This window comes from Streptomyces sp. NPDC111802, assembly GCF_055634335.1.
Genome location: NZ_JBVKCZ010000014.1, coordinates 34,914 through 52,316, shown reverse-complemented (window position 1 = coordinate 52,316; position 17,403 = coordinate 34,914). Strand labels below are relative to the sequence as shown.

General features: G+C 70.6%; 15 protein-coding genes. 6 read left to right on the top strand and 9 right to left on the bottom strand.

What is annotated here, in order from left to right:
• Positions 1 to 68: 68 nt before the first annotated feature.
• Positions 69 to 1,046: an NAD(P)-dependent alcohol dehydrogenase gene (locus ACZ7NC_RS17575; RefSeq protein WP_471489165.1), complete on the top strand. Its 978-nt coding sequence runs from the start codon at positions 69 to 71 to the stop codon at positions 1,044 to 1,046.
• A 22-nt stretch (positions 1,047 to 1,068) separates the two neighbouring features.
• On the opposite strand, the gene ACZ7NC_RS17570 is transcribed toward ACZ7NC_RS17575, so the two are convergent.
• The 3 genes from ACZ7NC_RS17570 to ACZ7NC_RS17560 form a co-directional block, all read right to left on the bottom strand.
• Positions 1,069 to 1,425 (bottom strand): cupin domain-containing protein, encoded by a 357-nt coding sequence (locus ACZ7NC_RS17570; protein WP_471489163.1) that lies wholly within the window; start codon positions 1,423 to 1,425, stop codon positions 1,069 to 1,071.
• Between the two features lie 157 nt (positions 1,426 to 1,582).
• Positions 1,583 to 2,560 carry a pyridoxal-phosphate dependent enzyme gene (locus ACZ7NC_RS17565; protein WP_471489161.1) on the bottom strand — a complete coding sequence of 326 codons (978 nt, stop codon included), beginning with the start codon at positions 2,558 to 2,560 and terminating at the stop codon, positions 1,583 to 1,585.
• Positions 2,557 to 3,285 carry a helix-turn-helix transcriptional regulator gene (locus ACZ7NC_RS17560; RefSeq protein WP_471489160.1) on the bottom strand — a complete coding sequence of 243 codons (729 nt, stop codon included), beginning with the start codon at positions 3,283 to 3,285 and terminating at the stop codon, positions 2,557 to 2,559. The genes ACZ7NC_RS17565 and ACZ7NC_RS17560 overlap by 4 nt, the downstream gene beginning before the upstream one ends.
• Positions 3,286 to 3,468: 183 nt before the next feature.
• Here ACZ7NC_RS17560 and ACZ7NC_RS17555 point away from each other — a divergent pair, with 183 nt between their 5' ends.
• From ACZ7NC_RS17555 to ACZ7NC_RS17545, 3 genes are all read left to right on the top strand, one after another.
• The gene (locus ACZ7NC_RS17555; RefSeq protein ID WP_471489158.1) at positions 3,469 to 4,644 is read left to right on the top strand and encodes an MFS transporter; all 1,176 of its coding nucleotides are present in this window, start codon (positions 3,469 to 3,471) and stop codon (positions 4,642 to 4,644) included.
• A 215-nt stretch (positions 4,645 to 4,859) separates the two neighbouring features.
• On the top strand, positions 4,860 to 6,623 hold the full coding sequence (locus ACZ7NC_RS17550; RefSeq protein ID WP_471489156.1) for a glycoside hydrolase family 35 protein: 1,764 nt from the start codon (positions 4,860 to 4,862) through the stop codon (positions 6,621 to 6,623).
• A gap of 129 nt (positions 6,624 to 6,752) precedes the next feature.
• Positions 6,753 to 7,820 (top strand): LacI family DNA-binding transcriptional regulator, encoded by a 1,068-nt coding sequence (locus ACZ7NC_RS17545; protein WP_471489155.1) that lies wholly within the window; start codon positions 6,753 to 6,755, stop codon positions 7,818 to 7,820.
• Between the two features lie 88 nt (positions 7,821 to 7,908).
• Here the strand turns inward: ACZ7NC_RS17545 and ACZ7NC_RS17540 are convergent, their stop codons facing one another.
• The 4 genes from ACZ7NC_RS17540 to ACZ7NC_RS17525 all read right to left on the bottom strand — a co-directional run bounded on the left by ACZ7NC_RS17540 (position 7,909) and on the right by ACZ7NC_RS17525 (position 13,312).
• The gene (locus tag ACZ7NC_RS17540) at positions 7,909 to 9,888 is read right to left on the bottom strand and encodes a heavy metal translocating P-type ATPase (RefSeq protein WP_471489154.1); all 1,980 of its coding nucleotides are present in this window, start codon (positions 9,886 to 9,888) and stop codon (positions 7,909 to 7,911) included.
• A gap of 129 nt (positions 9,889 to 10,017) precedes the next feature.
• The gene (locus ACZ7NC_RS17535; RefSeq protein ID WP_471489152.1) at positions 10,018 to 10,764 is read right to left on the bottom strand and encodes an SOS response-associated peptidase; all 747 of its coding nucleotides are present in this window, start codon (positions 10,762 to 10,764) and stop codon (positions 10,018 to 10,020) included.
• Positions 10,765 to 10,909: 145 nt separating this feature from the next.
• Positions 10,910 to 12,538 (bottom strand): DHA2 family efflux MFS transporter permease subunit, encoded by a 1,629-nt coding sequence (locus ACZ7NC_RS17530; protein ID WP_471489151.1) that lies wholly within the window; start codon positions 12,536 to 12,538, stop codon positions 10,910 to 10,912.
• Between the two features lie 354 nt (positions 12,539 to 12,892).
• Positions 12,893 to 13,312, bottom strand: a complete 420-nt coding sequence (locus ACZ7NC_RS17525; RefSeq protein ID WP_471489149.1) for a SnoaL/DnrD family polyketide biosynthesis methyl ester cyclase — start codon at positions 13,310 to 13,312, stop codon at positions 12,893 to 12,895.
• A 229-nt stretch (positions 13,313 to 13,541) separates the two neighbouring features.
• Between ACZ7NC_RS17525 and ACZ7NC_RS17520 the strand changes: the two genes are divergently transcribed.
• Positions 13,542 to 14,375: a class I SAM-dependent methyltransferase gene (locus tag ACZ7NC_RS17520; protein WP_471489147.1), complete on the top strand. Its 834-nt coding sequence runs from the start codon at positions 13,542 to 13,544 to the stop codon at positions 14,373 to 14,375.
• A 102-nt stretch (positions 14,376 to 14,477) separates the two neighbouring features.
• Here the strand turns inward: ACZ7NC_RS17520 and ACZ7NC_RS17515 are convergent, their stop codons facing one another.
• Entirely contained in the window at positions 14,478 to 15,665 is a 1,188-nt protein-coding gene (locus ACZ7NC_RS17515; RefSeq protein WP_471489145.1) for an FAD-dependent oxidoreductase, read from the bottom strand.
• A 36-nt stretch (positions 15,666 to 15,701) separates the two neighbouring features.
• Positions 15,702 to 16,487, bottom strand: a complete 786-nt coding sequence (locus ACZ7NC_RS17510; RefSeq protein WP_471489143.1) for an SDR family NAD(P)-dependent oxidoreductase — start codon at positions 16,485 to 16,487, stop codon at positions 15,702 to 15,704.
• Between the two features lie 155 nt (positions 16,488 to 16,642).
• On the opposite strand from ACZ7NC_RS17510, the gene ACZ7NC_RS17505 reads away from it, so the two are divergent.
• On the top strand, positions 16,643 to 17,383 hold the full coding sequence (locus ACZ7NC_RS17505; RefSeq protein WP_471489142.1) for an SDR family NAD(P)-dependent oxidoreductase: 741 nt from the start codon (positions 16,643 to 16,645) through the stop codon (positions 17,381 to 17,383).
• Positions 17,384 to 17,403 lie beyond the last annotated feature (20 nt).

Genomic DNA, 17,403 nt, shown 5'->3' with positions numbered 1-17,403 from the left:
AGGGTTCGTCCCCGATGGTGGGCATCCTGCGGATTCCCTACGCTCGGCGAGAGCGGAGGGGGGATCCCATGAAGGCAGTGATTCAGGATCGGTACGGCTCGGCGGACGTCCTGGAGTTCAGGGACATCGACAGGCCGGTGCCGGCGGCCGACGAGGTGCTGGTGCGGGTGCACGCGGCCTCGGTCAACGCGTACGACTGGCACCTCATGCACGGCGACCCGGTGATCGGTCGCGCCATGATGGGGTTCCGCAGGCCCAGGTCGCCCGTGCGGGGCCGGGACTTCGCGGGCCTGGTGGAGGCGGTGGGCTCCGGCGTCACGGGGCTCAAGCCCGGCGACGAGGTGTACGGCGAGGCCGACGGCGCGTTCGCGGAGTACGTGTGCGCGCGGGACAGCGAGGTCGGCCCGAAGCCGGACAACCTCACCTTCGAGCAGGCGGCGGCGATACCGCTGGCGGGGAACACCGCCCTCATCGGCCTGCGTGACGTGGCCCGCGTGCAGCCGGGCCAGACGGTCCTGGTGAACGGCGCGTCCGGTGGCGTGGGCACCTTCGCCGTGCAGCTCGGCAAGGCGTTCGGCGCCGAGGTCACGGCGGTGTGCAGCACGAGGAACGTCGACATGGTCCGCTCACTCGGCGCGGACCGGATCATCGACTACAAGCAGGAGGACTTCACCTGGGGCGACAAGCGGTACGACGTGGTGCTGGACCTCGTGGGCAACCACTCGCTGAGCGAGTTCCGGCGCGTGCTGACGCCGACGGGGACACTCCTGCTGTCCGGCGGCGGCGTGTACGAGGGCGGCAGCATCGTCGGGCCGATGGGGCTCTTCATCAAGCGGCGGCTGGCGGCGCCCTTCTCGCGCCACCAGCGGCTGCTCGAAATATCGGCGCGCCAGAGCCGGGCGAACCTCGCGGCGCTGCGGGAGCTGGCCGAGTCCGGAAGGATCGCCCCGGTCGTCGAGCGGACGTATCCGCTGAGCGAGGCGGCCGAGGCCATCCGGTACCTGGAGGTGGAGCACGCGCGTGCGAAGGTCGTCGTCACCGTGTGACGTGCCGGGTCGGGCCGGTGCGCTACTTCTTCGCGTACTCCCTCGCCGTCTGCCCCTGGAAGTCGTAGACGACGACCTGCTCGTCGCCCACCACCCAGGCGTCGTGCCCGGGGGAACAGACAAAGACGTCGCCGGGGCCGACCTCGCTCTCACCGCCGTCGTCCATGCGGATGTGCATACGGCCCTGGGCCATATAGCAGTTGTGCTGCATCTGGCAGGTCTCGGTTCCCGCGATCGGTGCCACGGACTCGGTCCAGCGCCAGCCGGGCTCGAAGGTCGCCACGGCGAAGTCGAGGTCCGTCATGTGGATGGCTTCGAGGTGTCCGCGGGGGAAATCACGTCGCTCATCAGGCTTGTCGAGCGTCTTCACTTCCAACATGACGCACTCCCTTCCGACCGCGCTTCACCGCGGCCGGAGCCGGTCTCCCCGGCGACCCTGGACGTCGCCGTCGGCGACCGGCCTCTATCACTCAATCGTCCGCCCGGCCAACCGGGGACGCCAACCGGAGGACCCGACCCGACCGAGGGACGTCCCCTCAACCCTGGTCGCCGCAGAGCACGGCGAATCGCCCGGCGTCGATGTTGCCGCCGGAGATGATCACTCCCACCCGGCGCGGCAGCGCACCCACCCGGCCGGTGAGCAGGGCGGCGAGCGGGGTGGCACCGCTCGGCTCGACCACGATCTTCAGGCGTTCGAAGGCGAATCGCATCGCGTCCCTGATCTCGTCGTCGCTGACGAGCGCGATTTCGTCGACGAGCCGCCGGTTCACGGAGAAGGTCAGCTCCCCGGGTGTGTGCAGGGCCTGCCCGTCCGCGATGGTGTGCGGCACGGGGATGCTGATGCGCCGCCCCGCCTCCAGGGAGCGCTTGGTGTCGTCCCCGGCCTCCGGTTCGACGCCGACCATCCGGATGTCCGGGTACAGGCCCTTGGCCACGGTGGCGCTGCCGGCCATGAGCCCGCCACCGCCGACCGGTGTCAGCAACGCGCCCAACTCCCCCACCTCTTCGAGGAGTTCGAGGGCGGCAGTACCCTGTCCGGCCATGATGTGCGGATGCTCGTACGGCGGGATGACTGCGAGTCCGCGCTCGGCGGCGAGGGCCTCGGCGATGGCGACACGGTCGCCGGTGTAGCGGTCGTAGGTGACGATCTCGGCGCCGTAGCCCTCCGTCGCCGCCCGCTTCGACGGCGGGGCGTCCTCGGGCATGACGATCACGGCGGTGGTGCCGAGTTCACGGGCGGCCAGGGCGACGGCCTGGGCGTGGTTCCCGGACGAGTAGGCGGCGATGCCACGGCCGAGCTGCTCCGGTGTCAGACGGGACGCCGCGTTGTAGGCGCCGCGGAACTTGAAGGCTCCGACGCGCTGGAAGTTCTCGCACTTGAGGAAGACCTCGGCGCCCACGAGTTCGTCGAGGGTACGCGAACGCAGCACCGGGGTGCGGTGCGCGACGCCCTTGAGCCGCGCGGCGGCGTCCCGGACGTCGTCGAGGGTGACCGGTGGGGTGGTGGTCGTCACGCGTGTCCTCCAGATGTTGTCTTGTCGGTCGCGGCCCGGTCCGTCGCCGTGCTCGCCGTCGTCCCGGCCTCGGCGCGCGCCTGCGACAGATAGCTGTAGGCGGACGCGCGCGAGATGCCGAGCCGTGCCGCGACCTGTTCGATCGCGCGCCGCACGGCGAACACGCCCCGCTCGTCCAGGCCCCGGAACAGCTCCAGGCGCTCGGCGCGGTCGAGATCGGCCCAACTCCCGTGCTGCCGGAGCTGGTGGGTGTCGAGGATGGCGTCGACGACGGAGTCGATGTCGTTGCCGAAGGTGGTGACCGGTACGTCGGCCGGGGCGGAGCCCATGCCGGCCAGGGCACCGAGCAGGGCGTGGGCGTCGCTCACCGCGGTGACGTCGAGGTTGACGCAGAGGGCGCCGAACACGGTGCCCGTGGAGTCCCGCAGCACCATCGTGGAGGCCTTGACCAGCTTGCCACCGCGGGTCCGGGTGACGTAGTTCAGCTCGTCGCCCGCACCGTCGCCACGCGCGACGATCCGCATGCCGATCTCACTCATCGCCCCACCCACGGCCCGCCCGGTCACCGAACCGGCCACGGCGACCACGGACTTCTCGGGCCGCCGGTAGTCATGCAGGACCACCTCGCACATCGGCCCGAACGTCACCGCTAGCCCGTCGACAACCGGCCTCAGCGCGGCGACGATCGCGTCCCGCTCCGATTCCAGGGCCTGTTCGGCCGCCATCGCGCACTCCTCTGTCGGTCCCATCCCGGCGACAGGTCCACCGAGTCGATATCTAGACTACCTGTCTAGGCTCTGTACTGACAGTCCAAATCGCCTGGTGCCCAAACGAGCGCTGACGCACTCCCAAGGGCCACGGCGTACACCTTGACGAGCCGTGTGATGTTACCGGTAACATCCATCCTCATGACGCTGACGTCGGCACCTCCGCACCCGCGGGTCTTCAGCCCCGCCGCCGTGGTCGCCTCCTGCCTGGGCTTCGTGCTCATCGGTGCCCTTCAGGCTCTGTACGGCCCGGCGATTCCCGCCTTCCGCCAGGAGTTCGGCCTGTCACCGTCGGCCGCCGGCCTCGGGCTGAGCGCGCATTTCGTGGGCGGGGTGGCGGGTGTACTGCTCTTCGACCGGCTCTACGGCCGTATCGACAACCGGCGGATACTCGGCGCCTCGTATCTGCTGATGGCCGTCGGCGCGGCCGGCTTCGCCCTCGCCCCGAACTGGCCGGCCGCCCTGGCGATGTCCCTGCTGGCCGGGTTCGGCTTCGGCGGTATCGACTACGGCCTCAACCAGTTGTTCGCCGTCGGGTTCGGCCACCGCTCGACGGCCATGCTCAACATCCTCCACGCCCATTTCGGCATCGGCGCGATCCTCGGCCCCGCATTGATCGGCGCGGTCGGCTCCGCGCACTACCCGGCGGTCTTCCTCGGCTTCGCGCTCGCCAACCTGCCGCTGCTGCTGTGCCTGCGCGGCGTACTCGACCGGGCGCCGCAGCCGTCCGAGGCGGCGGCCACCGAGTCACCCGGAGGTCAGGTCCTCGCCCGCAGCCTCGGCTCCGTACTCGCCGTGTTCGTGGCCCTGTACGTGCTGCACGTCGGCATCGAGGCCGGCGTCGGCGGCTGGGAGCCGACGCATCTGGAGACCGTCGGCTACTCGGCCGGGGTCGCCGCCACCGCGACGTCCGTGTACTGGCTGATGATGACCGTCGGCCGCTTTCTGGTCGCCCCGATCGCGCTGCGCTTCTCCGCGCAGGCCATCATCACGGTCTCGTGCGCGGGCATGACGGTATGTCTGCTGCTCGCCTCGGTTCCGGGCCTGGCTCCGTACGCCTACGCCGGTGTCGGGCTCTTCATCGCGCCGATCTTCCCGACCGGCCTGCCCTGGCTGCATCGGGCCGCTCCGCGCGCACGCCGGGCGGGCGCGCTCGTCATCGCCGCGTCACTGGTCGGCGGCGTGGTGGCGGGCCCGGCCCTCGGCAAGGCCATCGAGTGGTCCGGCATCCGCAGTGTCCCCCTCATCCTGAGCGCCGTCTCGGCCCTGTGTCTGGCGGCGACCGTGTGGCTGATCCGCGCGACGCGGCGCCGCTGATCCGCGCTGTCCGCCGCCGCGTATCCACCCCGCCCGGCCCGCTGATCCACGTCATCCGTCACCACCGACCCGCACCACCCGCCCCGCTGGCCCGCACCCCCAGACCGCTGACCCGCTGATCCGAACCAGCCGCCGCACCACCATCCACACCACCCACCACCCAACCGCCCAACCGCCCAACCGCCCAACCGCCCAAAGTGAAGGGAAGCCCCCGCATGTCCGCTCTGACCACGTCATCCGACGGTTTCCTGCTGCACGGTGAACCGTTCCGGATCGTCTCCGGCGCCATGCACTACTTCCGCATCCACCCCGACCAGTGGGCCGACCGGCTCCGCAAGGCACGGCTGATGGGTCTCAACACCATCGAGACGTACGTGCCGTGGAACCTGCACCAGCCCGACCCCGACGGCCCCCTCGTCCTCGACGGCCTGCTGGACCTGCCCCGGTATCTCGCGCTCGCGCACGCCGAGGGCCTGCGTGTGCTGTTGCGTCCCGGGCCGTTCATCTGCGCCGAGTGGGACGACGGGGGTCTGCCCGCGTGGCTCATCGCGGACCCCGACATCCGGCTGCGCTCCAGCGACCCCCGCTTCACCGGGGCGTTCGACCGCTATCTCGATGTGCTGCTGCCTCCGCTGCTGCCGCTGACGGCAGCGGCCGGCGGACCGGTGATCGCCGTACAGGTGGAGAACGAGTACGGGGCCTACGGCGACGACACGGCGTACATGAGGCACCTCGAACAGGCCTTCCGGACAAGGGGCGTGGAGGAGCTGCTCTTCACCTGCGACCAGGCCGACCCCGAGCATCTGGCCGCCGGCGCCCTTCCCGGTGTCCTGGCGACCGCCACCTTCGGCAGCCGGGTCGAGCAGAACCTGGCGGAGCTGCGCGGGCACCAGCCCGAAGGTCCCCTGATGTGCGCGGAGTTCTGGATCGGCTGGTTCGACCACTGGGGCGGTCCGCATCATGTGCGGGACGCGGCCGACGCCGCCGCCGACCTGGACCGGCTGCTGTCCGCGGGCGCCTCGGTGAACATCTACATGTTCCACGGCGGCACCAACTTCGGCTTCACCAACGGCGCCAACCACAAGCACGCCTACGAGCCCACCGTCACGTCGTACGACTACGACGCCGCCCTCACCGAGTGCGGCGACCCCGGCCCCAAGTACCACGCCTTCCGCGAGGTCATCGCCCGTCACGTGCCCGTGCCCGAGGAGCCCGCCCCGGCGCCGGCTGCCAAACTCCCGCCCGTCACGGTGGAGTTGAACCGCCGGGCACCGCTGCTGACACATGCGAAGGCGCTCGCCGAGCCCGTCCGCACCGAGCACCCGGCGACCATGAACGACCTGGGCCTGCACACCGGTTACGCCCTTTACCGCACGGCCTTCGACACGGCGGGCGACGGGCTGCTGCACTTCGCGGGCGGGGTCGGCGACCGCGCCCAGGTCTTCGTGGACGGCGCCCCCGTCGGCGTACTGGAACGCGAACGCCATGACGAGACCCTGCCCGTGCGCGTCCCGCACCCCGGCGCCACGCTGGAGGTCCTCGTCGAGAACATGGGCGGCGTCAACTACGGCCCGCGCATCGGCGCCCCCAAGGGCCTCCTCGGCCCTGTCACCCTCAATGGCAGTCCCTTGCACGACTGGGCCTGTCACCCCCTCCCCCTGGACGACCTGAGCACGGTGCCGTTCGCACCGTCGGACGCGCCCACGGCCACCGAACCCGCCTTCCACCACGGCGCGTTCGAGATCGAAACCCCCGCCGACACCTTCCTCGCGCTGCCCGGCTGGACCAAGGGCCAGGCCTGGATCAACGGCTTCCACCTGGGCCGCTACTGGAACCGCGGCCCGCAGCGCACTCTCTACGTCCCCGCGCCGATCCTGCGCCCCGGCACCAACGACCTGATCCTGCTGGAACTGCACGCCACGACCGGCACCCGCGCCCAGCTCACCGACACCCCCGACCTCGGCCCGGAGACCGACTGATGCCCCGCCCCCACCGCCCGCCCGTCCCGACGGCCACCACTCCCCCGCCGACCGGCACCTCCCTGCCTATGCTGGGGGCCTGCCGGGGCGGAACGCCGCCCCCGTGACCATGTCGAGGAAACAGCGACCATGACCCGAGGCTCCCCCGACGGCTCGGCTCCGCGAGGGCGCAGCAGACGGAACTTCGCGGGCTCGCGTCCCGTGATGGACGACGTGGCCCGGCTGGCCGGCGTGTCCAAGCAGACCGTCTCCCGCGTCCTCAACGACCATCCGTCGGTGCGGGCCGAGACCCGCGAGACGGTTCTGGACGCCATGCGGACGCTGGGCTACCGGCCGAGCCGCAGTGCCCGGTCGCTGGCCAGCGGGCGGACCCGGATGGTCGGCGTGATCTCCTTCGACGCCGCCCGTTACGGTCCCGCCAGCATCCTGACCGCGATCAACACCGCGGCCCAGGAGGCCGGTTACCTGCTGAGCTCGATCGCGCTGGACACGGCGGAGCCCGACACGGTCGTCGAGGCGGTGAACCGGCTGTCGGCCGAGGGCGCGGACGGGGTGATCGCCATCGCCCCGCAGCTCTGGGTGGGCAAGGCCCTGGCGGACACCCGCCTCGACACCCCGCTGGTGGTGCTGGAGAACGGCCTGGACGCCGACACCCAGCAGGTCACGGGCGACTCCAGGACCGGGGCCCGCAAGGCCGTCGAGCATCTGCTGGGCCTGGGCCATCGCGCGGTGTGGCACATCGCGGGCCCGACCGGCTGGACCTCGGCCGATCACCGGCTGGGCAGCTGGCAGGCCTGTCTGGAGGCGGCGGGCGCCGAGGTGCCGGCCCCGTTGACCGGCGACTGGAGCGCCGACTCCGGCTATGAGCTGGGGCGGCACCTGGCGCGGCGCCCGGACGTCACGGCCGTGTTCGCCTCCAACGACCAGATGGCCCTCGGTCTGCTGCACGCCCTGCACGAGGCCGGCCGGTCCGTGCCGGGTGACATCAGCGTCGTGGGCTACGACGACATCCCCGAGGCCGCGCACTTCCTGCCGCCGCTGACCACCGTGCGTACGGACTTCGCCGAGATCGGCACGCGTTCGCTGCGTCTGCTGCTGGACCGGCTCGACGGCTCCGACGTCGCGTCCCGGGCCGACTCGCTGGTCCCGGTCGACCTGGTGGTCCGCCGCAGCAGCGGCCCGGCACCCCGCCGCTGACCTCCCGTTCCCGCTACGGCCGGAAGTCATCCTGGCGACGGACGGCACCGGTCTCGGTCCGACGGGTCGACCTCAGCGCCGCCCTCCCTCAGCCGGCCCCGTCGGTCGCCGCCCGCTCCCAGGCCGTGTCCCGCAGCAGCCGTAGTCCGTTCAGTCCGACCAGGACCGTGGAGCCCTCGTGGCCCGCGACGCCGAGCGGCAACGGCAGCGTGCCGGCCAGGTCCCAGACGACGAGGCCGGCGATGAACACCCCGGCGATGACGAGGTTCTGCACCACGAGCTTCCGGGCGCGTCGGGACAGGGCCACGGTGGTCGGGACGGCGGCGAGTTCGTCGCGGACGACCACCGCGTCGGCGGTCTCCAGGGCCAGGTCGGAGCCCGCCCGGCCCATGGCGACTCCGATATGGGCGGCGGCCAGCGCGGGCGCGTCATTGACGCCGTCCCCGACGACCATGACCTTGCGGCCCGCGCCCTCCCACTCCTTGACGGCGCCCAGCTTGTCCTGCGGCAGCAGCCCGGAGCGTACGTCCTCGATGCCGGCCTCGGCGGCCAGGTGGGCGGCGGCCCGGGAGTTGTCGCCGGTGAGCAGGGCAGGGACCGTGCCGGTGAGTGCGGTGAGGGCCGCGACGGTGGCGGCCGCGTCGGGGCGGAGCCGGTCCGCGATACCGAGCACCGCGGCGGGGCTGCCGTCGACGATCACGAGGACGGCGGTACGGCCGCACTCCTCCAGTTCCTCGGCCAGTGCCCCGACCACGCCGTCGAGGTCGGCCAGCAGCCGGGCCGGGGCGCCGACCTCGACCGTACGGCCGTCGACGACGGCCTTGACGCCGATGCCGGGCGCGGACGTGAAGTCCTGCGCCGGGGGCAGGTCGAGGCATCGCTCACGCGCGGCCTCCACCACTGCCCGCGCCAGCGGATGTTCACTGGGGTGCTCGGCCGCGGCGGCGAGCGTCAGCAACTCGTCCTCGTCCAGGGCGCATTCGGGCACCGGCCGTACGTCGACGACGCGCGGTGTGCCCTCGGTGAGGGTGCCGGTCTTGTCCAGTGCCACGGCGTCCACCTGGCTCAGGCGCTCCATCACCACGGCCGACTTCACCAGCACACCGTGCCGGCCGGCGTTGGCGATGGCCGACAGCAGGGGCGGCATGGTGGCCAGGACCACCGCACACGGCGAGGCCACGATCATGAAGGTCATGGCGCGCAGCAGCGCCTCGGAGAACTCCTCACCGAACGCGAGCGGCACGCCGAACACGGCGAGGGTCGCGGCGACCATGCCAAGCGAGTAGCGCTGTTCGACCTTCTCGATGAAGAGCTGGGTGGGCGCCTTGGTCTCGGAAGCCTCCTCCACCATTCTCACGATCCGGGCGATCACGGAGTCGGAGGCGTCGCGTTCGACCCGGACGCGCAGCGCGCCGGTGCCGTTGAGGGTGCCCGCGAAGACCTCGTCACCGGGCTCCTTGACCGCGGGGAGGGGTTCGCCGGTGATGCTCGCCTGGTCCACCTCACCGGTTCCGTGCAGCACCCGCCCATCGGCTCCGACGCGCTCGCCTGGCCGTACGAGGATGGTGTCGCCGACCGTCAACTCCTCGACGCCGACGTCCTGTTCGCTGCCGTCGGCGGCGATCCGGGTGGCCGTGGCGGGGGCCAGGTCGAGCAGGCCGCGCACCGAGTCGGCGGTACGGGCGGTGGCGAGCGCCTCCAGGGCACCCGAGGTCGCGAAGATGACGATCAGCAGGGCGCCGTCCATGACCTGCCCGATCGAGGCGGCGCCGAGCGCGGCGACGACCATCAGCAGATCGACGTCGAGCGTCCTGTCCCTGAACGCCTTGAGCCCCTCCCAGCCCGGCTCCCAGCCACCCGTGACGTACGACAGCGCGTAGAGCGGGCCCCACGTCCAGGCCGGCGCTCCGGCCAGCTGGAGGGGCAGCGCGAGCAGGAACAGCACGGTGGCCGCGCCGGCCCAGCGGACCTCCGGCAGCGCGAGCAGCCGGGTACGCCGCCGGGGTACGGCTGCCGTGTGCGGGGACGAGGCATGGCCGGCCGAGGGTGGGGTGAGCGTGGCAGTCATGCCACCACAATAGAGGAACAGATGAAGACTCATTCATGTCTTCATGTCAGGGTCTCCCTGTCAGGTCTCCCTGTCAGCGTCTTCATGTGAGCTCCGGCTCATGTCACGCGGAACTCACCTTTGCCGTGGTCAGGGGGCGGGGACCTCGTCCAGGAGCTGGGGGCCGTTGTTGCTGACGCTGTTGACGGCGGGTGAGACGGGGCGCGCGTCCAGGTGGCCGTCCGCCGGCGGGGCGAGCAGGGCACGCAGATCGTCGGTCGACTGGTGGTGAGGGTCGAGCCAGGCGTCGTAGTGGTCGGGGGTGAGGGCGAGCGGCATACGGGGGTGGATACGGCCGGCGGCGTCGGTGGCCTCGGTGGTGATGATGGTGCAGGTCAGCAGCCAGGCGGCGGGGTCTTCGTCGTCCTTGACGGCCGGATCGCGCCAGAACTCGTACAGCCCGGCGAGGGCCAGGACCTGTCCGTCCTCCGGGTGGATGAAGTAGGGCTGCTTGCGGACCTTGCCCGACTTCCCGTCCTTGACCTCGTCCCACTCGTAGAAGCCGTCGGCCGGCAGCAGACAGCGGCGCTTGACGAACGCGCGCCGGAAGGCGGGCTTCTCGTGCACGGTCTCCACGCGCGCGTTGATCAGCCTCGCGCCGATCTTCACGTCCTTCGCCCACGAGGGCACCAGCCCCCACCGCAGCGGCCGCAGCCGGCGCCGGGCCGGTGCGTCTTCGTCGGCGCCGCGCGGCCTGCGCTCCAGGACCGCCCACACCTCGTCGGTCGGGGCCACGTTCCAACTCGGCGCGAGGGTTTCCTCCGGGTGCCACTCCGAGACCTGGAACAGCTGGGCGAGGTCCTCGGGGCTACGGGTGGAGGCATAGCGGCCGCACATACCGCCACTGTGCCACGGTGCGGGGCGTCGGTCCTGACGAGCCCGAGACACCGAACGCCGACGTCGCGCGCGCCCGGCGCCTGGGGCTCACCGTGCGGTCAGCCGGAGCGGGCGCACAGTGCGCCCGCTCCCTTGATGGTGTTGGTCAGTCCTGGGCTGCGGTTCGGGCGTCCTCCTCGGGGGTGGCCTCCTCGGCGGGGTCGGGTTTGGGCGGTGTCGTGAAGAGGCCGCAGAGAATCGTGGCCGCGACGAGAACGCCGGCACAGGCCAGGAAGGTGGTGTGCATGGCGTTCGTGAAACTCGTCGCGAACGCTTCGTCGCCCAGGCGTTCGAAGAGGGCCGTCTCACCGCTGCTGAGGCCCACGGGAGCGTTGGGCGGGCTGAAATTCGCGGCACTGTCGGCAGCGGCCGTGAACTGCTCGCGCAGGTCCGAGGGCAGTTGGGCGGCCTGTTGCTCGGCCTCGGTCGAGAGGTTGGCGCTGAGCCGGGCGGAGAGCAGGGCGCCCAGAACCGCCGTACCGAGGACGCCACCGACCTGGCGGGTCGTGTTGGAGACACCGGAGGCGGCGCCGGCCAACTGCGGGTTCACCCCGTCCATGGTGGCCTGCTGCAACGGGGCGAAGGTGGCGCCACTGGCGATGCCGATGATGACCAGGCCGGGGAGCAGGCTCCAGGCGCTGCCGGCCGGGTCGGTGGTGGCGACCAGGACGAGCAGGCCGACGGTGAGCAGCCCGAGCCCGGTCATCAGGACGTACTTGCCGCCGAACTTGTCGGACAGCCGGCCGGCGTAGGTGGAGCCGACCGCGGTCAGGATGGCGTTGGGCAGCATGACCGCGGCGGTCTCCAGCGCGCTGTAGCCGCGTGCCGTCTGGAGATAGAGCACGAGGACGAAAGCGATGCCGATCATGCCGAGCTGGAAGATGAACCCGACCCCGTTGCCGACGGAGAAGTTACGGGCGTTGAACAGGGCGAGCGGCATGAGGGAGTCGTTCTTCCGGTGGTGCTGCCACAGGACGAAGGCGACCACCAGCGCGAAACCGGCGATGATGACGGAAGCGATACTGATCGGCCCGCTGATGGTCCCCCAGTCGTAGCGCTCGCCCTCGATCAGGCCGAAGACGATGCCGGTGAGGCCGGCGGTGGCCAGCACCACGCCGATCAGATCGAGGCCTTGGCTGCGGCCGGGCCGCATGACCGGGACGTAGCGCAGGGCCAGCAGAGCCGTGATCACACCGATCGGCACATTGATGAAGAAGATCCAGCGCCAGCTGAGGTGGGCGAGGATGAAACCGCCGACGACCGGGCCGACGATCGGGGCGAAGCCGACGATCGCCCCGAAGAGGCCGAACGCGCGGCCGCGCAGCCGAGGCGGGAAGATCGTCAGGATCGACGAGATCACCTGGGGAAACAGCAGCGCACCGCCGAGCCCTTGCAGCACACGTGCTACGAGCAGTGCGCCGGGTGAGTCGGCCAGCCCGCACGCGGCGGAGGCCAGGGTGAAGAGGGTGATGCCGATCAGGAAAAGGCGCCGGTATCCGAAGATGTCTCCCAGCCGCCCGGTGGTGATCAGCAGCACGGAGAACACCAGCATGTATCCGTCGATGATCCACAGCACCTGGTCGTAGGAGGCGTCCAGGCCGTTGATCAAGGTCGGGATGGCGATATTGACGATGCTTCCGTCCAGCAGCGCCATGAAGAAGCCGATGCACATGATGCCGAGGACCAGCCACGGCCGTTGCGTGACCGGCGCTTCCGCCGTTTTGACTTCCGTCACTCCGATGACCTCCATGAACTCGGAGCACCGGCCATGGTTTTGGGGACGCCACGGCCGGAGGGAACTCTGGACGGCGGTGACGCGTCAACACAGCGGAACAGCGCCGGACGCGGGAAGCACCCGATACCGGCACCGACAATTCACCATTGTCCCGGCGGAAGACCGACCCGTTGGCCGAACTGCCACCGCCATTACAGAGAAATCCCTTTGCGGTGTGACTCCCACCTTCCCCAGGGTCATCGGGACCCAGAGAAGCTGGTTGGCGAGGCATGAGCCCAACGGTGAGAAGCCGAATCGGACTCTAGCAAGGGCAGCGAGCGCCTCGCAACGAGCCCGATCGGGCCGTGCGGGCGCTCAGTCGGGCAGCGCGGGGAGTCCGAGTTGCCGGAGGCACCCCAGGTCGTCGCGCCACTCGCGGTGGTGCCGGATCCGCCCGTCCACGACGTGACACAGGTGCAGTTGTTCGGCGGCGAACCTGCGGCCGGTGGGCGGCAGCCCGACGAGATCACCGGTGTGCCGGCCGCTCATCACCAGATACGCCGTGACGAACTCGCCGCCCGCCCGGTACTCGATCTCCTCGAAATTCAATTCAGAGAACGCGTTTCGCAACCATTCGACGGAATCGGTGAAACCCTCCGGACCGCGCTTGTCCGAGCGCTCCAGCGTGGCCGGGTTGAGGTATTCCGAATGGATGTACTCCACGGCGTCGTCTGTTTTACCCGTGGCAAATGCCTGGACCATCCTGCGTACGACATCGATCGCCTCGCTCGTCATGGCTTCCTTCCTGCCTGCCTGCCTCGTCCGGCAACATTTTTGTCCCAGCCATCCTGAGCCCTGCCGAACACGCGCCACAAGACCTCCCCGCCCGACGCGGAGAAATTCAGACCATCGCTCGAGAATCTCTCGACCGTATTTCATGCGGCACTCCACCGGCATCGGCTATTTCTCTGGAGGAGCCAATGATCTGGAGGAGAGAATGGATTCGACTGCCTACAAATCCGGCGTGACGAACGCCTTCAAGAACGCCGCCGACTCCTACGACCGGGGCGGAGTCGGCTTCTTCACCCCCATGGGCCGGCTCCTGGTCGAGCTCGCCGCGCCGCAGCCGGGTGAGCGGGTGCTCGACGTCGGCTGCGGTCGCGGCGCCGCGCTCTTCCCCGCCGCACGGGCCGTGGGCCCGACCGGGCGGGCCGTCGGCATCGACATCGCCGACACCATGGTCGAGGCCGCGCGGGCCGAGGCGGCCAGGGCCGGCGCCGACAACGTCGAGCTGATGGTCATGGACGCCGAGCGACCGCGGTTCGCGCGTCGCTCGTTCGATCTGGTGCTCGGCAGCTACAGCATCCTGTTCCTGCCCGACGCCCCCGCCGCACTGGCCCGCTATCCGCGCATCATGGCGTCCACGGGCCGGCTCGCCTTCACCTGCCCCGTCTTCGAAGCGGACAGCTTTCCGTTCCTGCCGCCGGTGTTCACCCCGATGATCCCGGCGTCGGTGCTCGCCGCGCTGCCGGCCGACTGGCAGCCGAGCGAGCTGCGTCGGCGCTACAACGGCTGGCTCTCCGACCTGGAGTTGCTCGAAGTCACCCTGCGCGAGGCCGGGTTCAGCGAGGTGATCGTCGAGGACCAGCCCGTTCCGATGACCGCGGAGTCGCCGGCCGCCTGGGTCGACTGGTCGCACACACAGGGCATGCGGCTGCTGTGGGAGCGGCTGCCGGAGCCGGTCGCCGAGGATCTGCGCCGTTCGCTGATCGCCGGGCTGTCCGAGCTGAGCGCCCCCGACGGCTCGCTGGTGATCGAGACGCCGGTGCGCTTCGTCACCGCCCGCGTCGGCTCCTGACCCCACGGCGACGGACAGAGCGGGCGCGCCGGCGGCGCGCTCGCGCACACTCGACAGCGGGCGCGATCATCGCGCCCGCTGTCGAGTGGGAACCGGCGCCGATCATCCGAGCTTGGCGAACAGCACCTTCCGGAGCGGGGGGATCGCGGCGGCGGTGCGCAGCACCGTCTTGAACGCCAAGCGCTGCACCGCGCTTTCGGACACGAACATCCGGGCGGCCCGCAACGACTCGGCGACCGCGCGGAAACCCTCCTGCCGCATCGCGACCTCGTAGCGGCGCACGGCCATGCGCTGATCCGCGCAGCCGATGAGTTCACTGGCGAGGAGCGCGGCATCGTTGAGCGCCATGTTGGCGCCCACGCCCCGCAGCGGCGTCATGCTGTGGATGGCGTCACCGAGCAGGGTCACCCCAGTCGCCGGCCAGGGATCGGGAGGGACCGATGTGCGGATGGTGACCGCGTTGACCGTCTCCGGGTCGGTCTCGCGGACCATCGCCCGCAGCGCGGGATGCCAGGACCGGGTCAACCCGCCGATCAGTTCGGCCAGTTGGGTGCCGGACATGGCCTCGACGTCCGCGGGATAGCGATGCGCGCCGGCGCCGTACGCCCACATGAGGTAGCCCTCGTCCGTGCCGGGCTCGTGCCGTGCGACGAACATGCCCGTTCCGCGTGGCGCGACCACCGAGTTGGGACGGCTGCGCAGGCACTCGGGAAGCAGCCGGTCGGCGGCGGGCAGAGCGAGGCGGCCGACGACGGAGACCATCCCGATGTCAACGCGCCGCGCATGCGGCAGATACTGCGCACGAACCCGGGAGTTGGCCCCGTCCGCCCCGACGACGAGGTCGGCCGTGGTACGCGTGCCGTCGGTGAAGCGGCACTCGAACCTGCCGTCCGGCCTGCGTTCGTAGCGTTCGAAGCAGGCGCCGAACCGCACCACGTCCTCCAGCCCGCTCAGCAGGACCTCCCGCAGCATGCCGCGCTCGGCGGAGTAGTGCGGTTCGGCGTCCGGACCGCCGTCCACGACGGTCAGTTCCCGCAGTCGCTCGGTGAGGAATCCGAAGTCCTGCCCGATCCGTCCGGCACGGGACAGGAACGCCTCCCACACCGGGCCCGGCAGACAGCGGCGCAGCGCGCGAGCCCCGATCGGGTTGATACGGACCCGGTAGCCGTGCAGCGGGTCGGTCGGGGTGTGGTGCCGTTCGTGGACGGTCACCTCGATCCCGGCGGCGTGCAGCGCCTGGGCCAGGCACAGTCCGCCAGTGCCCGCGCCGATTATCGCGACGCCTCCCATCGCCCACCTCCTGCCCGTGAGTCGGTGGGCGGACGATCAGTGGACACCGAAGCCGCCGCACACGTTCAGCGCCTGTCCGGTGACCGACGCGGACTTCGGTGAGGCGAGGTAGGAGACCATCCAGGCGACCTCTTCGGGCTCGCTGTACCGCCCGACGGGGATGTCGGACGCCAGCCGGCGCAGCGCCTCCTCCTCGTCCACCTGCCAGATGCCTGCCTGGCAGGCGCGTACGTTGACCGACATCGGGGTCTCGACATATCCGGGGCACACCGCGTTGACGGTGATCCCGGTCTTCGCCAGTTCCAGCGCCAGACACCGGCTGAATCCCACGACGCCGTGCTTGGCCGCCGCGTAGGGCGCGCCTCCGATGGTGCCCTGCTTGCCCCAGACCGAGGCGATGTTGATGATCCGGGCATTCGCACGCTCCGGCATACGCCCTTCGTTCAGCACGGCCTTGGTCATCAGGAAAACGCCGTTGAGATTGGTGTCGATGGTGGCGTACCACAATTCGTTGTCGATGTTCGCGGTGATTCCCCCACCGGGCCGGCCGGCGTTGTTCACCAGGATGTCCACCGGCCCGTACCGTTCGACGCATGCGGTCATCAGCGCGGTGACCTGGTCGGGCTTGGTGACGTCGCAGGCCTGTCCGCTCACCTCCCCTCCCTCGTCACGTAGTTCGGCAACCGTTTTCTCGATGGTCGCCGGGTCCCGGCCGCAGATGTAGACCCGTACGCCTTCCGCCGCCAATGTGGCGGCGATCGCCCGACCGATTCCATTGCTCGCGCCGGTGACAACGGCCGTCCGTTCCATGCTGTCCGTCATGGGCTCAAGCTCGCAGCCGCGCCTAGCGACGCCCTCGAATCGGAGTGGAAATGCGACGGGCGGCGGGGAATCCCGTGAGGCCGCTTCGAGTCGTTTTCTAGGCGCTCCCGGCACCTTGAGATGCCCGGTCCGCGAGAAAAGGGAGACAGAGCAGCATGCGAGGAATCGTCATCACGGGCGGCGGTACGGGCATCGGCCGTGCCGCCGCGCACGCGTTCGCCGACGCCGGCGACGCGGTCCTGATCGTCGGGCGGTCCGCCGACACGCTCGCCGAGACCGCGAAGGGGCGGGACGGTATCCACACCCTCCCGCTCGACCTGACCGAGCCGGACGCGGCCGCCACCGTCGTCGACACCGCGCGACGCCAACTCGGGCGGCTCGACGTGCTCGTCAACAACGCCGGGATCGCGAGCTTCGCGCGCCTCGGCTCACTCGCCCAGGAGTCGGTCGAGGCCCAGATCAGGACGAACCTCATCGCGCCGATCATGCTCACCCAGCAGGCTCTCGACGCGCTGGAGGAGACCGGCGGCCTGGTCATCAACATCAGCTCGGCCGGGTCGATAGGTCTGCGCACCATCCCGGACAACGCGGTCTACTGCGCGACGAAGGCCGGTCTCGATGTGCTCACCCGCACCTGGTCCGTCGAACTGGCCCCGCGTGGCATCCGGGTCATCGGGGTCGCGCCCGGCGTCACCGACACCGGCGTGGCCCTGCGGGCCGGTGTGTCCCAGGCCCAGTACGAGGGGTTCATGGCCCGGATGCGGGAGGAGATTCCGCTCGGCCGGGTCGGGGCTCCCGAGGACATCGCCTGGTGGATCGTCACGCTGTCCTCGGCCGACGGGGGTTACCTCAACGGCGCGGTGGTGCCGGTGGACGGCGCGCTGTCGGTCGCGTGAGGCCATCCCCTGTCTCCGTG

Bases quoted from the DNA above. Each gene is read 5' to 3' on its own strand.
- ACZ7NC_RS17515 (WP_471489145.1), bottom strand. From the start codon at position 15,665: ATGGGAGGCGTCGCGATAATCGGCGCGGGCACTGGCGGACTGTGCCTG.
- ACZ7NC_RS17575 (WP_471489165.1), top strand. From the start codon at position 69: ATGAAGGCAGTGATTCAGGATCGGTACGGCTCGGCGGACGTCCTGGAG.
- ACZ7NC_RS17510 (WP_471489143.1), bottom strand. From the start codon at position 16,487: ATGACGGACAGCATGGAACGGACGGCCGTTGTCACCGGCGCGAGCAAT.
- ACZ7NC_RS17550 (WP_471489156.1), top strand. From the start codon at position 4,860: ATGTCCGCTCTGACCACGTCATCCGACGGTTTCCTGCTGCACGGTGAA.
- ACZ7NC_RS17535 (WP_471489152.1), bottom strand. From the start codon at position 10,764: ATGTGCGGCCGCTATGCCTCCACCCGTAGCCCCGAGGACCTCGCCCAG.
- ACZ7NC_RS17525 (WP_471489149.1), bottom strand. From the start codon at position 13,312: ATGACGAGCGAGGCGATCGATGTCGTACGCAGGATGGTCCAGGCATTT.
- ACZ7NC_RS17545 (WP_471489155.1), top strand. From the start codon at position 6,753: ATGACCCGAGGCTCCCCCGACGGCTCGGCTCCGCGAGGGCGCAGCAGA.
- ACZ7NC_RS17555 (WP_471489158.1), top strand. From the start codon at position 3,469: ATGACGCTGACGTCGGCACCTCCGCACCCGCGGGTCTTCAGCCCCGCC.
- ACZ7NC_RS17505 (WP_471489142.1), top strand. From the start codon at position 16,643: ATGCGAGGAATCGTCATCACGGGCGGCGGTACGGGCATCGGCCGTGCC.
- ACZ7NC_RS17540 (WP_471489154.1), bottom strand. From the start codon at position 9,888: ATGACTGCCACGCTCACCCCACCCTCGGCCGGCCATGCCTCGTCCCCG.
- ACZ7NC_RS17570 (WP_471489163.1), bottom strand. From the start codon at position 1,425: ATGTTGGAAGTGAAGACGCTCGACAAGCCTGATGAGCGACGTGATTTC.
- ACZ7NC_RS17560 (WP_471489160.1), bottom strand. From the start codon at position 3,285: ATGGCGGCCGAACAGGCCCTGGAATCGGAGCGGGACGCGATCGTCGCC.